The sequence below is a fragment of the Flavobacterium sp. J27 genome (assembly GCF_004303025.1).
Lineage (GTDB): Bacteria > Bacteroidota > Bacteroidia > Flavobacteriales > Flavobacteriaceae > Flavobacterium.
Genome location: NZ_PJQW01000002.1, coordinates 66,304 through 82,074 on the forward strand (window position 1 = coordinate 66,304; position 15,771 = coordinate 82,074).

The 15,771-nt window shown below is 29.9% G+C and carries 16 protein-coding genes; 15 read left to right on the top strand and 1 reads right to left on the bottom strand.

What is annotated here, in order from left to right; genetic code table 11:
* Positions 1–208 precede the first annotated feature (208 nt).
* From CX675_RS02295 to CX675_RS02325, 7 genes are all read left to right on the top strand, one after another.
* Positions 209–664: a hypothetical protein gene (locus CX675_RS02295; RefSeq protein ID WP_130733603.1), complete on the top strand. Its 456-nt coding sequence runs from the start codon at positions 209–211 to the stop codon at positions 662–664.
* Positions 664–2,427: a sensor histidine kinase gene (locus CX675_RS02300; protein ID WP_130733604.1), complete on the top strand. Its 1,764-nt coding sequence runs from the start codon at positions 664–666 to the stop codon at positions 2,425–2,427. The genes CX675_RS02295 and CX675_RS02300 overlap by 1 nt, the downstream gene beginning before the upstream one ends.
* Positions 2,424–3,035 (top strand): response regulator transcription factor, encoded by a 612-nt coding sequence (locus CX675_RS02305; protein ID WP_130733605.1) that lies wholly within the window; start codon positions 2,424–2,426, stop codon positions 3,033–3,035. The genes CX675_RS02300 and CX675_RS02305 overlap by 4 nt, the downstream gene beginning before the upstream one ends.
* A gap of 177 nt (positions 3,036–3,212) precedes the next feature.
* Positions 3,213–3,569: a hypothetical protein gene (locus CX675_RS02310; RefSeq protein WP_130733606.1), complete on the top strand. Its 357-nt coding sequence runs from the start codon at positions 3,213–3,215 to the stop codon at positions 3,567–3,569.
* Between the two features lie 26 nt (positions 3,570–3,595).
* Positions 3,596–4,930, top strand: a complete 1,335-nt coding sequence (locus tag CX675_RS02315) for a hypothetical protein (protein WP_130733607.1) — start codon at positions 3,596–3,598, stop codon at positions 4,928–4,930.
* Between the two features lie 63 nt (positions 4,931–4,993).
* The gene (locus CX675_RS02320) at positions 4,994–5,521 is read left to right on the top strand and encodes a hypothetical protein (RefSeq protein WP_130733608.1); all 528 of its coding nucleotides are present in this window, start codon (positions 4,994–4,996) and stop codon (positions 5,519–5,521) included.
* A 90-nt stretch (positions 5,522–5,611) separates the two neighbouring features.
* Positions 5,612–5,854, top strand: coding sequence for a hypothetical protein (locus CX675_RS02325; protein WP_130733609.1), 243 nt, complete (start codon positions 5,612–5,614; stop codon positions 5,852–5,854).
* Positions 5,855–5,868: 14 nt separating this feature from the next.
* Here CX675_RS02325 and CX675_RS02330 read toward each other — a convergent pair whose 3' ends face one another.
* On the bottom strand, positions 5,869–6,435 hold the full coding sequence (locus tag CX675_RS02330; RefSeq protein WP_130733610.1) for a DUF1543 domain-containing protein: 567 nt from the start codon (positions 6,433–6,435) through the stop codon (positions 5,869–5,871).
* 195 nt (positions 6,436–6,630) lie between these two features.
* Here CX675_RS02330 and CX675_RS02335 point away from each other — a divergent pair, with 195 nt between their 5' ends.
* The 8 genes from CX675_RS02335 to CX675_RS02370 all read left to right on the top strand — a co-directional run bounded on the left by CX675_RS02335 (position 6,631) and on the right by CX675_RS02370 (position 15,722).
* Positions 6,631–8,820, top strand: a complete 2,190-nt coding sequence (locus CX675_RS02335) for a glutamine synthetase III (RefSeq protein WP_130733611.1) — start codon at positions 6,631–6,633, stop codon at positions 8,818–8,820.
* Positions 8,821–8,829: 9 nt separating this feature from the next.
* Positions 8,830–9,279, top strand: coding sequence for a GNAT family N-acetyltransferase (locus tag CX675_RS02340; protein WP_130733612.1), 450 nt, complete (start codon positions 8,830–8,832; stop codon positions 9,277–9,279).
* 127 nt (positions 9,280–9,406) lie between these two features.
* Complete coding sequence (locus tag CX675_RS02345) at positions 9,407–10,213, top strand: OmpA family protein (protein WP_130733613.1); 807 nt, start codon at positions 9,407–9,409, stop codon at positions 10,211–10,213.
* 9 nt (positions 10,214–10,222) lie between these two features.
* A complete protein-coding gene (locus tag CX675_RS02350) occupies positions 10,223–10,672 on the top strand; it encodes a hypothetical protein (RefSeq protein WP_130733614.1) in 450 nt (149 codons plus the stop codon).
* Between the two features lie 77 nt (positions 10,673–10,749).
* The gene (locus CX675_RS02355; protein WP_130733615.1) at positions 10,750–11,928 is read left to right on the top strand and encodes an AIR synthase related protein; all 1,179 of its coding nucleotides are present in this window, start codon (positions 10,750–10,752) and stop codon (positions 11,926–11,928) included.
* A 32-nt stretch (positions 11,929–11,960) separates the two neighbouring features.
* Positions 11,961–12,320 carry a four helix bundle protein gene (locus CX675_RS02360; protein WP_240723574.1) on the top strand — a complete coding sequence of 120 codons (360 nt, stop codon included), beginning with the start codon at positions 11,961–11,963 and terminating at the stop codon, positions 12,318–12,320.
* Positions 12,321–12,392: 72 nt separating this feature from the next.
* Complete coding sequence (gene guaA, locus CX675_RS02365) at positions 12,393–13,925, top strand: glutamine-hydrolyzing GMP synthase (RefSeq protein WP_130733616.1); 1,533 nt, start codon at positions 12,393–12,395, stop codon at positions 13,923–13,925.
* 90 nt (positions 13,926–14,015) lie between these two features.
* Positions 14,016–15,722 carry a LysM peptidoglycan-binding domain-containing protein gene (locus CX675_RS02370; protein ID WP_130733617.1) on the top strand — a complete coding sequence of 569 codons (1,707 nt, stop codon included), beginning with the start codon at positions 14,016–14,018 and terminating at the stop codon, positions 15,720–15,722.
* Positions 15,723–15,771 lie beyond the last annotated feature (49 nt).

Sequence of the window (15,771 nt, forward strand, 5' to 3'; positions counted from 1 at the left end):
TTTTATTAAGTTAGTGTACTACTTTTGGTAAAAAGAGTACTTTTATTTTCATTAGTAAAAGTAGTAAGCAACCTTATAAAATAATTTACAGAGTTTTTTATTTCTTTTATATGATTTGCATCTTCATGTTTTTTAGAAATACCCATTGTTAGTGATTTTTTTATTATTTTAGAGAAGTAAATTTGTTTTATAATACAATCAAAACATTATGAAAACATATCAATCTTGTGGAAAAATTAATTTAGAGTCTAAAACAGTAGAAATAAAAACGGTTTTACCAGATTTAGAAGAAGGTAAATATAAATATGTAAAATACTATAATATTTCAAATGCCACGTATTTTGGTATTTTAGGTATTCTATATGTAGAAAACGGACCCAATAAGGATTTATCTGAAGTGGTTAACAATCTTAAAAAAGTCCAAGTAGATTTGCAACCACTATCTTTAAAAGAATTAGCTCCATTTAATTCGGGTAAAAGTTTTTCAGATTTAAAAAGTAATGACGTTATTCATTTCATGTGTTTTCATGACGACTCTTTCAGTTTGTCTGAACGTGATTTGTTAATATTTCAAGAGAGTTTGCCTAAATTCCCTGATTTTGATTTAATTGAAGAGCCAAAAGTAGGCAATGGAGGAGTACTTACTATGGAAGGTTGTTCTTAATGAATTCTTTTAAAAATACCATATTTTCTATAGCAGCAATGGTAATTGTTGCTTTTTCATTTGCACAAAATAAAGCGTTAGTCTTATTGCAAAAAAGTATTGCTACCAATAATATCGATTCTTCTAGGATTATGATTAACCAACTCAATAAGGTTGGATTATCTACTTTAGACAAAGCAAGATTTGCTTATTGTAAAGCCAATTATTATAAGTTACTTAATGAAGACGATTTAGCGTATACCAATTATTTAGAAGCTAAAACAACGTTTTTACAACTAGATAGCTTATCAAAAGTGGCTAAAATTAATATTGAAATCACTTCTTTACTCTTAGCAATTGAAAATAATACGATTGATTATAATGTATATATTAATGAGTTTTTAGAGTATGCACAACAATCTAAAGACACTCAATTTTTGAGTGAAGCGTATATGCAATTAGGAAAATCATTTTACAATTCGAATCCTAATCTAGCCATTACTTATTTTTTTAAAGCGCTAAAAGAAAGTCGATTAAAAAAAGACGTCGTTTATGAAGCAAGAATTATGCAGAATTTAGGAGCAACTTATGCATCCGATAAAATTTTAAAATTAGACTCTGCCTTGTTTTTTTATGATAAAGCCATGAAAGTCTACGAACAAAAGCAATTAAAAGAATACATATCTTATATTTATATTAATAGAGGTGTTGTTTTTACCAAACAAAAAAAATATGAAAAAGCAATAGCTAGTTTTCATAAAGCTGATACTGTCTCGGTTCAGGAATTTAAAAATAAAAACAAAGCCATTATTTATGATTTTTTGGCAAATGCCTACAAAGAAAGTGGCGATTATAAAAATGCAATTGCTTATTTAGAGAAACAAAAAGTTTATCAGGATATTTTAGATGAAAACGAACAGAAAAAAGCGATAATTGAGATTGATACAAAATACAAAACTGCCGAAAAAGAAAAAGAAAATATAGCCTTGCGCGGTGTAGTTTCGCAAAATAAAATGATCTTGAGTATTCTTTTAATAATATTATTTTTTTCGATTGTAATTGGTTTTTTAGCTTTTAAAAATATTAAGAGTAAAAAGAAAATTGTAGAACAAAAAAAAGAGATAGAAGTAACTAATTTGGTAAACCAATTAAAAGAAAATCAATTGCATGAAATTGATAAAATGTTACTGGTTCAAGATAAAGAGCGACAAAAAATAGCAGACGAGTTACATGATAATTTAGGAAGTTTACTCACCACATTGAAAATAAATTTTGAAACATTACATCATACAGAAAAAAATACAACCTTATTTGATAAAACGAATCAATTAATTGACGAAGCGTATAAAGAAGTTAGAAATATTGCTCATCTAAAAAATATTGGCGTTATAGGTAAAGAAGGCTTGTTAGTTGCTGTTAAGAAAATGGCAACAAAAATGTCTGTGCCTAATAAAATTGTGTTTACTGTTATTCCATCCGGACTACATAATCGTATCGACAATACCATTGAAGTATTGCTCTTCAGAATCATTCAGGAATTAGCTACTAATTGTATAAAACATGCTCAAGCTTCAGAAGTAAATATATATATGAATCAATACGATAACGAGATAAATATTATGGTGGAAGATAATGGAAAAGGTTTTTATATAAACAATATTAAACATAATGAAGGTATTGGATTAAAAAATATGGAACGGAAAATTGAACAGTTATCAGGAACATTCACCATAGATAGTAAAATAGGAAAAGGAACTACCATAATAATAGATTTACCATTATGATACGAATAGTAATTGCAGAAGACCATCAGGCATTAATTGACGGAATTAAGTTAGCCCTAGAATATGAAGAACATATTGAAGTAATTGGAGAAGCGTTAGATGGAGAAATGTTATTAGAATTAGTTACCCAAAAAAAACCAGATGTGGTTGTAACCGATATTAGAATGCCAAAATGTGATGGTATTGCGGCAACAAGAATAATAAAAAAAGAAAATCCTAACATTCAAATTATTGCTTTTAGTATGTTTGATCAGGAAGAAGCTATCGAACAAATGAAAGAAGCTGGAGCGATAGGATATATAATGAAGAATTCTTCTTTAAAAAAATTAATAGAAGGAATTAAAAGTGTGGCCAAACGAATACCTTTTTATGATGATGCCATTATTACTAAAGATAGTGTTACCAAAGAAGAAATTATTTTAAGTTCGAGAGAAAAAGAAATATTACGCTTAGTAGGAGAAGGAAAAACCTCTCAAGAAATAGCAGATTTACTATTTGTAGCCAAAAGCACTGTAGACACACACCGAAAAAACATTTTAAAAAAAATGAATATTTATGGAAAAACCGATTTGATTCGGTTTGCTATCGAAAGAAAGTATGATTTTTAAGTAAGAAATAGTTTAATTATATGAAAAATCCCTATCGTTAGGGATTTTTTTTTGCTTTATAATGAGCAATTTTACCATGTGTTAGCTAACAAATAAACCAAAAATGGAGTCTAGAAACCATACAAACAGGGCGTAACCGAAAAGCCATATGAGTAGGGATTAATTTAAATATATATTATGGCATTTGGTGTTACAGCAATTAAAAAAATCGTAAACAGAACAAATCAATCTGTAGAAGTAAGAAAGCGAGATAATATAAATGATATAGCCATTGTAAAACCATTATGGGAAGTGTATGAAGATATATGGATTCCTTGGGTATTTCATGAACAAGATTTTGAAGAAAAGGTAATTCAAATTACATATTTACGTGATAACAGAACAGTTTATTTATGGCAAATTGGAGAAAAAGTTAGGTATTCAAATTTTGGATTTGATGCTTTTGCTAAACCAGTTAATGGTATTTCAAAACCCGATGGAGATAGAATGTTAGTAATTGATGATCAATCAATTTCATTGCAATTAATTAGATAATAAAAATTTAAACAAATATAAATATTATGGCAACTATTTGGAACCCACAAAAAAATATCCCTCTATATACCACTAATAATTTTAAAGCAATTTGGAAAACTGTTATTGATGAACCAAAACCAGGAATGATGGTTGGAACAGGTTGGTTAACTCCTTCTTGGATTAATTTTAGAGGTCATAATGAACGTGAATATCAAGAATGTGTTATTTATCATTGGCCTAGAGAAATAATTCCTCAAACTATTTCAGAAAAAGATAAAGTTTCAGATTTATTGGGACATATTAAGGAAATAATAGTAAAAGCAGCTGAATTAAGTGGAATAAAAGAGTTAGAGGTAATTAATAATTTAATAGCAATATGTACAGATTTTTTTACTATTTTCACAAGTGGTCCTGTTGGAGGATTACCTTTATTTAAATTAGCAAACCCAGATGGAAGCTTAACATTTATTTATGCTCATTGGTATGAGGGAACTCCACAAAGTTTGCAATGGGTCTTTGATTTCAATTGGGAAAGATACAATAGGTTACGTGTTTTAAATCAGCAAATTATCCAGATGGAATCTGAAATAGAAAAACTAATAACTCCTTTTGATTTTTTAGAAACAGAACCTTCAAACTTCGCTTCTTCAATTATAACTAAACGATTTGATGAAGAAACTTCTTTTGAAGCAGTAATAAATAGCGTTTTTCAAACTTTGGAAGGTAGATTGGAAAAAAGAATATCTATTAATGGAAGAGGAAGCATTGAATTATGGCATCCTACTTCAAATAATAAGTTAACTGACTTACAATCTTCTAAATATGATATTACAAGAATTCCTGATTTGTTTGAAGATAATATAGTTCAAGTGGTAGGATATGTATTAATCGGAGAGAATGAAAAGTTAGTATTTGATGTGCAAAACTTATTCGTTATAAAAGATGGAAATACAATTTATAACCCTCCATATGAATATGATTTTAATGAAACAAAAAAGGAGTTTATAATATATGATACTAAGGTTTCTTGTCCTCTAGAAGTAAAAAAGAGAATTTTAAAAGAAGTAGCTATAATAAAAGATGCCTCAGAAAAGTTAAATAAAATTGAATGGAAAAAATATGGTACAATTGCTTTAGGCGCAGGCTCTCTTTTAGCAGTAACAATAAGTGCAGCAATTGGTATTTTATCTACAACTACAGTTGCAGGTTCAGTTTTAGCAACATACATTTTAAGAACGAAAGTTATTTCTCTTTTAAGTACTGTAAGTGCTTTACACAATTTAGATGGATGGGCGAAAGCTGAAATTAATAGAATAAAAAGCTCTAAAGATTTAATAGAGAGCTTAAAAAAAAGTCATCCAGAATGTTTTAAAGATTAAATTAGAGTTTGGCACGACTATTGGTTGTAAGTAAATAGAAACAATTTTTAAAAACGAATAGATATGAAGAAATTTACTTTAATTTTAGCTTTAATCGGGATGATTACGCTACAGAGTTGTTATACAGAAGAAGTTATTGTTGATGATCCTATTGATAATGATACTATAAGCGAAGTATTTGAGTTGAGAAATGTTAATTTTAATTACAATAATTCAACTGGAGGATATTTTATTTATAGAGAATTAAATCCAGTAATTTTCTCTTCTGATGTTGTGCTAATTTATAGATTGTCAGATATAATTAATGCTAATACACCAGTTTGGCAATTAATACCTAGAACTGTTTATTTTAGCAATGGTGATGAATTAGATTATGATTTTGATTTTAGTAGAGAAGATTTTACAATTTATGCGGATGGAACATTCAACTTGTCAACAGAACCAGATTATATTTATAATCAAACTTTTAGAATAGTAATTGTTCCAGGTTATTTAAGTAATAGAAGTGCTACACCTATAGACTATTCAGATTATAATGGTGTTATTGCGTATTATGGTATAAATGATAAAAATATTACGACAATAAAATAAAAAATATATAAATTAATTATTGAAGAATCCAGTTTTATGCTGGATTCTTTTTTTATTTTATATATTGCAATATAACTAAAACGTTTTATTATGAAAAAACTAGGTGGATATTTAGCGTTCTTCGGAGGATTTGCTATCGTATTAAAATTTTTTGATAGAGTACCAAGATTATTGTTTTGGATTTATACTTGGGGCGATACGGTCGCTTGGATTATTATGCTTGGTTTTTTAGTAGGAGGTTTAGCTCTTATGTTTCTAACTCCAAGTGAAGAAACCGAAGAAAAACCATCTAATGAATGGAATAGTAAGGAAGAAACAGAAAGTAAAGAATAATAAAAACGTCCTAATTAGGACGTTTTTATTTTATCAAATTTAAGATAACCTATATGTTTTTCATCTTCTTTTTGCGTAGTTGAAGGAGTTATTTTTAATTGGTATTTTTCTTTAAATTTTGGAGGTAAAATATCATCAATTTCATGAATATCATCTACATCTACACCATACTTATCATCAATATGCGAAGTAGCACCTTTAAAACCACAATGTTTGTAAAAAGTAGTTGCTTTCGCTTTTTTTATGGCTTCTGCTTTATTTTTGGCAACAGCTAAAACTTTATAATGGTATTCTTCAAATTCATTTTCTTTATAACCGCCTAGATTAATAAAAAACAACTTTTGTTCTTGGGTTACATTATTTTCTCTGGCTTCAATTGTAATCGTATAATGCTCAATTTGAGTTACTTTTTGCCAAGCATCTAAATGAATTTTCCCTTCCGCTTCTGGCCAAAAATCTAGCATATCTTGTTTTAAATCAAATAAAGAATTGCCAATACCAAAAAAGATATCATGCTGTTCCGTTAGACGACCTTTTGGTGTGCAGCCCAGCATTATCATGAATAAGTTTTTTTCTTCCATCTTTCAAAGATAAAAAATACCCTATTAAAAGCAGTTTAATTTGTTTTATTTAATTTGTTTTTTTAATAAATCGTTAAAAAAAGATGTTTATTTTGAAAATACTAAAAAATAGAGGGGGTGTTTTGTGTTCAAAATATATATTTTTATATATTTGTACCAAAATTTAAGGGGTATAACTCAAAACTATTAAAATTTATGTCAACTTTTCGTTTCCAAGCATTAAAAGAAACAGCAAGCAGAAAGCCTGTTTCTGTAGAAAAATTAGAAAGAAAATCCAAGATTTTTGGAAGTAATGTATTTAATGATAAAGCAATGCGTCAGTTTTTAACACCTGAAGCATATAAAGCAGTTCAAAATGCAGTACAAAATGGGGCAAAAATCGATAGAGTTATTGCAGATCAAATTGCAATGGGAATGAAAGAATGGGCTTTGTCTAAAGATGTAACGCATTACACGCATTGGTTCCAACCTTTAACAGGAAGCACTGCTGAAAAACACGATGCTTTTTTTGAAACTTCTTTCGATGGAAGTGATCCAGTTGAAAAATTTGGTGGAAGCCAATTAGTACAGCAAGAACCAGATGCTTCTTCTTTTCCAAATGGAGGCATCAGAAATACATTTGAAGCAAGAGGCTATACCGCTTGGGACCCTACTTCTCCAGCGTTTATTTATGGAACTACATTGTGTATACCTACAATTTTTGTTTCTTACACTGGAGAAGCATTAGATAATAAAACGCCTTTATTAAGAGCTTTACAAGCTATTGATACTGCAGCTACAGACGTAGCTAAATATTTTGATAAAAACGTAAAAAAAGTAACACCTACTTTAGGTTGGGAACAAGAATACTTTTTAATTGATAAATCATTGGCCAATACAAGACCCGATTTATTAGCAACAGGAAGAACTTTGTTAGGTCATGCTTCAGCAAAAGGACAGCAATTAGATGATCACTATTTTGGTTCAATTCCTTCTAGAGTTTTAAATTACATGCGCGATTTGGAAAATGAGTGTATGTTATTAGGAATTCCAGTTAAAACACGTCATAATGAAGTAGCTCCAAGTCAATTTGAATTAGCTCCTATTTTTGAAGAGATCAATTTAGCCGTAGACCACAATTCTTTATTAATGGATGTGATGCAAAAAGTAGCAGAAAGACATGATTATAAAGTATTGTTTCATGAAAAACCGTTTAAAGGTGTAAATGGTTCAGGAAAACATAATAACTGGTCATTAGCAACAGACACAGGAATAAATCTACTTTCTCCAGGTAAAACTCCAATGAGTAATTTACAATTCTTAACTTTTTTCATCAATACCATTAAAGCGGTTCACGATTATGAAGAATTATTAAGAGCTGCTATTGCTTCTGCAAGTAACGATCATCGTTTAGGAGCAAATGAAGCGCCTCCAGCTATTATTTCTGTATTCATTGGTCAACAATTAACTAAAGTATTAGCAGAATTAGAAGGAGTAACCAAAGGAAAGTTATCTCCAGAAGAAAAAACAGATTTAAAATTAAATGTAGTAGGTAAAATTCCAGATGTATTATTAGACAATACCGATAGAAATAGAACTTCACCGTTTGCTTTTACAGGAAATAAATTTGAATTTAGAGCAGTAGGATCTTCAGCTAACTGTGCTACTTCAATGACAACATTAAATGCTATCGTAGCCAAACAATTAAGAGATTTTAAAGCGGAAGTAGATGCTTTAATTGAGAAGAAAGACCTTAAAAAAGATGAAGCAATTTTCAATGTTTTAAGAGAATATATTAAGCAAACTAAAAATATTCTTTTTGAAGGAGATGGTTATAGTGAAGCATGGGAAAAAGAAGCTAAAAAACGTGGTTTAAGTAATCATAAAACAACACCAGAAGCGTTAAAAGCAAAAGTGTCTAAGAAAGCTATCGAATTATTCGAAGAGTTATCAATTATGAATCACGTGGAAGTTGAAGCACGTTATGAAATTGAATTAGAAGAATACACTAAGAAAATTCAAATTGAAGGAAGAGTTTTAGGAGATATTGCTAGAAATCATGTGGTGCCAACAGCTATTCGTTATCAAAATACATTAATTGAAAATGTAAAAGGGCTAAAAGAAATTTTTGGAAAAGATTTTGAAAAAATTGCAAAAGAACAAATTTCATTAATTAAAGAAATTTCAGAACATATCGAAGGAATCAACTCTAAAATTGATGCCATGATTGAGGAGCGTAAAAAAGCAAACAACCTTTCTGATATCTCTAAAATGGCGGCTGCTTATTGCGATAAAGTAAAACCTTATTTTGAAGAAATTCGTTATCATTCTGATAAATTAGAATTATTAGTGGATGATGAAATGTGGACATTAGTAAAATATAGAGAATTATTGTTTTTAAGATAATTGTTCCCTATGGTTGAAGTAGTTAGAACCCATTCATCAAATCCAGACTTTATTCATTTAGTTTCCAAATTGGATAAAGATTTAGCGATACGAGATGGAGATGAACATGTTTTTTATGCTCAATTTAATGCTATAGATACAATTAAACATGCTGTTGTTTTGTATTTAGATCAAAAACCAGTTGCTTGTGGTGCCATAAAACCCTACGACGAAAATACAATGGAAGTAAAACGAATGTTTGTTCCAGAAGAGTTTAGAGGTAACGGGTTTGCAATGAAAGTTCTAGTAGCTCTAGAAACATGGGCGAAAGATCTTAATTGTACTGAACTAGTTTTAGAAACAGGATTGAAACAACCAGAAGCTATAGCGTTGTATAAAAAAAGTGGATTTATAATTATTCCTAATTATGGACAATATATTGGAATAGAAAATAGTGTCTGTTTTAGAAAAATAATTTAAAATAAAAGCCTATTCATTTATTTGAATGGGCTTTTTTATACTTTTTAAACCTTCTTGCCGTTAAATAAGCAGTAAGGCATTTTTTTATTTTCTAAAAAAAGTGTTACTTCGTAAAAAAAATAGTTTAATGAAGGCAGTTTTGTTACTAATATTACTCTTTTTTTTAGATAGTAGTTTTGCTCAAGAGCAATTCTCTGTTTATTTTGAAAGTAATAAATCTCATTTAACAAATAAAGAATTACTTCGATTAGACGATTGGATTCAGAAAAATAAAAAATCAAAAATAGTTGCCATTAATGGGTATACTGATGAAGTAGGGTCGGTGGAATATAACGATTCTTTAGCGCAAAAAAGAGTCGATTTTATTTCTGAATATGTTTTGGAAAAAGTAGCAATTCGAGATGATTTTAAAACGAGAAGTTACGGAGAAAAATTTAATCAATCTGAAAATAAAGCAGAAAACAGAAAAGCAACCATCTATTATATTTTAGAAAAAGATTTAGATAGAGAAAATGAAATTTTAGGAATTAAAGAAATACCTATTGATGAAAATTTGCCTTTGCATGAAAAAATTAAATTAGCTAGAAAAGGTACGAAAATTAGGTTAAAAGACATTACATTTTTTCAAAATACATTTGCCATTACTCCAGAATCGAATGGAGCTTTGTATGATTTATTATTTGTAATGCAAAATAATCCTACTTTAATGATTGAAATCCAAGGACATATTTGTTGTGTAAGTAGCGATAGAAGAAAATTATCCTTGGAACGAGCAAAACAAGTAAGACGATTTTTGGTAGCCAAAGGAATCGCTTTAAATAGAATAGCGGTTACGGGTTTTGGAATAAATTATCCTTTATATCCTATACCTGAAGCAAATGAAGAACAAGCTGCCGCTAATAGAAGAGTAGAAATTGAAATTTTAAGTAAATAAACCCAATAAATGAAAAAAAACATTTTTGTAGTAATAAGTTTTATAAGTCTTATTTTATCTGGTTGTTCTGATAAGTGTATTGAAGGAAAACAGCCGGTTCCTGCTTCTTTTTTTGTTGAAATTATCGATGAAACTTCAGGAGAAAATGTTTTTTCTAATGGGACATTCATAAGTACAGAAATTACAGTAACAGATGTTATTGGTACCGAGATTCCTTTCAAATTTGTTGAAGAAGTAAATATTATACACATACTTCCTAAAACGACAATTAATGCTAACAACATTGATGTGAAAATTACTTTAAGTAACCCAGATACGATGGTTACAGATGAAGTAAATTTAAAATATAATGTTACCTCTCAAGAAGAAGAATGTTATACTTCTTTTCAAATAGGAAATGTTTTGTTTCCAGAAAATCAATCTGAATATGATGAAGGGGTGTTTATTGTAAAAATTTAATCCTTTTTTTGGTTCAAATTTTAGAATTTTAAGATAAAAAACTATCTTTGTGCCACAACACAACAAACTACTTTTTAATGAGTTCTGATACGAGCCAACGCTACAATCTTAGAGGGGTTTCTGCTTCTAAGGAAGATGTGCATAATGCCATCAAAAACATAGACAAAGGATTGTTTCCAAACGCTTTCTGTAAAATTATTCCAGATTATTTAACTAACGATGAAGAATATTGTATCATCATGCATGCTGATGGCGCAGGAACAAAATCGTCATTAGCATATATGTATTGGAAAGAAACGGGTGATATTTCTGTATGGAAAGGGATAGCACAAGACGCTTTAATCATGAATATTGATGATTTATTGTGTGTTGGTGCAACCGATAATATACTACTTTCTTCAACTATTGGTAGAAACAAAAGTATCATTCCAGGAGAGGTTTTGTCTGCCATTATCAATGGAACTGAAGAATTAATACAGGATTTAAAAAAACATGGAGTGGTTATTCATTCTACAGGTGGCGAAACGGCTGATGTAGGTGATTTAGTACGTACCATAATTGTAGATTCTACAGTTACAGCCCGAATGAAGCGAGCTGATGTAATTGATAATGCGAATATTCAGGCAGGAGATGTTATCGTAGGATTAGCTTCTTTTGGTCAAGCAAGCTACGAGAAAGAATACAATGGAGGAATGGGTAGTAATGGATTAACTTCTGCACGCCATGATGTTTTTGCCAAATACTTAGCCGAAAAATATCCAGAAAGCTATGATGCTTCAGTTCCTAAAGAATTAGTATATTCGGGTCAGGCCCAATTAACCGATGCCGTTGAAAATAGTCCAATTGATGCAGGAAAATTAGTTTTATCTCCGACCAGAACTTACGCACCTGTAATAAAGAAAATTTTATCTCAATACAAGTCAGATACAATTCACGGAATGGTACATTGTAGTGGTGGAGCGCAAACCAAAATACTTCATTTCGTAGATAATGTTCATGTTATAAAAGACAATTTATTTCCAGTACCACCTTTGTTTAAATTAATTCAAGAACAATCTAAAACCGATTGGAAAGAAATGTATCAAGTTTTTAATTGTGGACATCGTATGGAAATTTATGTACCAGAAGCCATCGCTCAAGATATTATTGATATTTCGAAATCGTTTCATATTGATGCGCAGATTGTGGGTAGAGTTGTAGCATCTGAAACAAAAAAATTAACCATAACAAGCGAATATGGAACTTTTGAATATTAGCTTTGAAGTAAAAAGTAAAAAGTTGAAGGTTTATGTTTATGCTGAAAGAAAATGATTTATTGAAAAGAACCTTTAATTTTGGAATTTCGTATTTGAAATATTTAAGGAAATTAGAAGTAAATCCTGAAAACAATCTAATAGGATTTCAGTTAGGTAAATCTTGTACTTCAATCGGTGCTAATTATGAAGAGTCTCAAGCTGCTTCATCAAAAGCACATTTTATTAATAAAGTAAAAATTGCTTTAAGGGAAGCTAGAGAGTCAAATTATTGGTTACGAATTTTTAAAGAATTAAATGGGAAAAATGATGAGATAATTGATGTATTGATTAAAGAAAGTCAAGAATTAAAAAATATTTTAGCAGCTATAATAATAAAATCAAATAATAATTAAAATGTAAGGTTTAGGTTTTTGGAAGTTTTTAACTTTTTCCTTTTTCCTTTTTCCTTTTCTTAAACAACAACAATGCAACACAACGTATTAATTTTAGATTTTGGTTCTCAATACACGCAATTGATTGCAAGGAGAGTAAGAGAATTAAATATTTTTTGTGAAATTTTTCCTTATAACAATCCGCCTAAAGATTTAGATAGTTATAAAGCCGTTATACTTTCAGGAAGCCCTTTTTCTGTTCGTGCAGAAGATGCTCCTCATCCAGATTTATCTGAAATTAGAGGTAAAAAGCCATTATTAGCTGTTTGTTATGGAGCGCAATATTTAGCACATTTTTCTGGTGGAGAAGTAGCACCTTCCAATATTCGTGAATATGGTAGAGCAAACCTTTCTTATATAAAAGAAAACGAATTGTTCTTAGAAGGTGTATCAGTTGGGAGCCAAGTTTGGATGAGCCACTCAGATACTATTAAAGCTTTGCCAACGGGCGCTATTCGCTTAGCTAGTACCAAAGATGTTGAAAATGCTGCTTATAAAATAGAAGGAGAAACCACCTTTGCTATTCAGTTTCACCCAGAAGTATATCATTCTACCGATGGAAAACAAATGCTAGAGAATTTCTTAGTAAAAATAGCCGAAGTGCCTCAAAACTTTACACCAAATGCTTTCGTCGAAGAAATTGTAGCTGAAATGAAAGAAAAAATTGGTAATGACAAAGTAGTTTTAGGACTTTCAGGAGGTGTAGATTCAACCGTTGCAGCTGTATTGTTAAATAAAGCAATAGGCGCGAATTTATATTGCATTTTTGTAAATAATGGATTATTACGTAAAAACGAATTCCAAAGCGTGTTGGATCAATACAAAGGAATGGGATTAAATGTAAAAGGAGTAGATGCTTCACAACGTTTTTATGATGCTTTAGCGGGTCTAGATGATCCTGAAGCAAAGCGTAAAGCTATTGGAAATGCTTTTATCGAAGTATTTGATGATGAAGCACATCAATTAACTGATGTGAAGTATTTAGGTCAAGGAACAATTTACCCAGATGTTATCGAGTCGGTTTCTGCTACCGGTGGTCCATCAGCGACTATTAAATCACATCACAATGTAGGTGGTTTACCAGATTTTATGAAATTAAAAATTGTGGAACCGTTGCGCATGTTGTTTAAAGATGAAGTGCGAAGAGTTGGAGCAACTTTGGGAATTGATCCAGAACTTTTAGGACGTCATCCTTTTCCTGGACCAGGTTTAGCGATTCGTATTTTAGGAGATATTACTCCTCAAAAAGTAGCTATTTTACAAGAAGTTGATGCTATTTTTATCAATGGATTAAAAGAACATGGTTTGTATGATAAAGTTTGGCAAGCGGGTGCAATTTTACTTCCAGTTAATAGTGTAGGTGTTATGGGAGATGAGCGTACTTACGAAAAAGTAGTAGCATTAAGAGCTGTAGAATCTACAGACGGTATGACCGCAGATTGGGTACATTTACCGTATGAATTTCTTATGAAAACATCTAACGAAATCATTAACAAAGTAAAAGGTGTAAATAGAGTCGTTTATGATATTAGCTCTAAACCGCCTGCAACTATTGAGTGGGAATAATTTTTTAGATATATTTAACAAAAAGCTTTGAAAAGTCGTTACAATAAATAACTTTGTAATGACTTTTTAATTTTTAACAAACAAACTTTCATGAGATACTTTTGGATTTTATTTGCATGCACAAATTTGCTTTTTGCTCAAGAAATTAAAACTAAAAAATATAAAGTTCAACCCCAAGAAACCTTATATTCTATTTCAAAAAAACTTAACATTTCTATTGAAGACATTAAAAAAAACAATCCGACTTTGGCTGAGAATAATTTGTCTATTGGACAAGAAATTCTTATTCCACTTTCTGCTGAAGAAGTAAAAAAAGGAACTTCTAAAAATAATACAAGTCATACCGTTCAACCTCAAGAGACCTTGTATGGAATTGCAAGAATGTATAATGTTTCGGTTCAGGATTTGGAAGATTTAAATAAGTACGATTTAAAAGATGGCTTGCAGATTGGTCAGGTTATTGCTATTCCTACAAGAAAGAAAACCATAGATGGAAAATCTAGAATTATTAACGAAGAAACCGTTTTTCATAAAGTAAAAGCAGGTGAAACGAAGTATTCTGTCTCCAAATTATACAACATTAGTATTAAACAATTAGAATTACAAAATCCTGAAATTGTGAATAGATTTGCCGTTGGTACAGTTTTGGCAGTAAATAAAAATGGCATCACTTCGCAGGATATTTCTAATGAATTGTTATTGGCTTTAGCCGAAAAAGATGCTGCAATTGAAAAAAGTAAAGCGCAAAATGCAAAAATTGAAGATTTAGAAGATCGTTTAATTGTGCAACAACAAATGAATCAAAAGATTATAAAAATGAATTCTGTTGCAGTCGATTTAAAAGAAATCGACGATTCTAAAGGATCTTCAGTAGATAAATTGAAATTAATTCTTCAATCTAATAAAACGATTCAAGACGTATTAACGACCAAGCTGGATTCTTTGGTAAGTACAATGTATGAAGATTTAGAAAAGTTAAAAAATTCGAATATAGTTGATGTGGATGAATATAGAAAAATGCAAAAAGAAACTCAAGCGAATCGAATTGAAACGAGTAAATTAATTATTCAATTGAAAAGAGATTTAAATGAGTCTAGAAAGAACTATGTGGCTTTAATGAACAAAGTGCAACGAGTAAATGTAGCCCAAGATCAAGAACTAAAAAGACGTAGTAAATCTATGGCAGAAATTGAAGCTCAAAATAAAGCAGAACAAGAACAAATAGAGAAAATTAAAGCACTTCATGCTGATAGTGATAAAACGAATGAATCGCTATTTTTTAAAATGGCAACAATAGAAAAAGAAAAAGAATATATTATTACAAAACGTATAGAAAAAGCAACTTTTTACAGTGCAGCCGCTAGAGAATATGACGATCGTTTAGCATTACAAAAATTAATTCGTTATCAAAATAATATTAAAAAAGAGAAAAATATTGTAGATCAACCAGAAAAACAAGTTACTTTAGAAGAGATAAGAGCAAAAATTAAAGCGAGTAATTTTAGTAACGAAAAACTACCAGCCATTGAAAGGATGACTAATTTAAAACAGGTTGAAGACGGTTTTTATATTGTACTTAAAGTTACTAAAAGTCAGACAGAAAGAGATGATTTTGCCCGAGAGTTATCAGATAAAGGAGAGTTAAAAACTAGTTTTTTCTATGATATTAGTACCTTCACTTATTGTATTTATACTGAAAAATTTAAATGGTTTGAAGAAGCTTTGTTTGCTATTAAAACCAAAGAAAGTTTACCTTTGTACGAAAATGCAAAAATAGTTGAAGTAAAATTGGAATAAAATTTGACCATATAATATAATAAATCACAAATCTGTTTGTTATTCTATA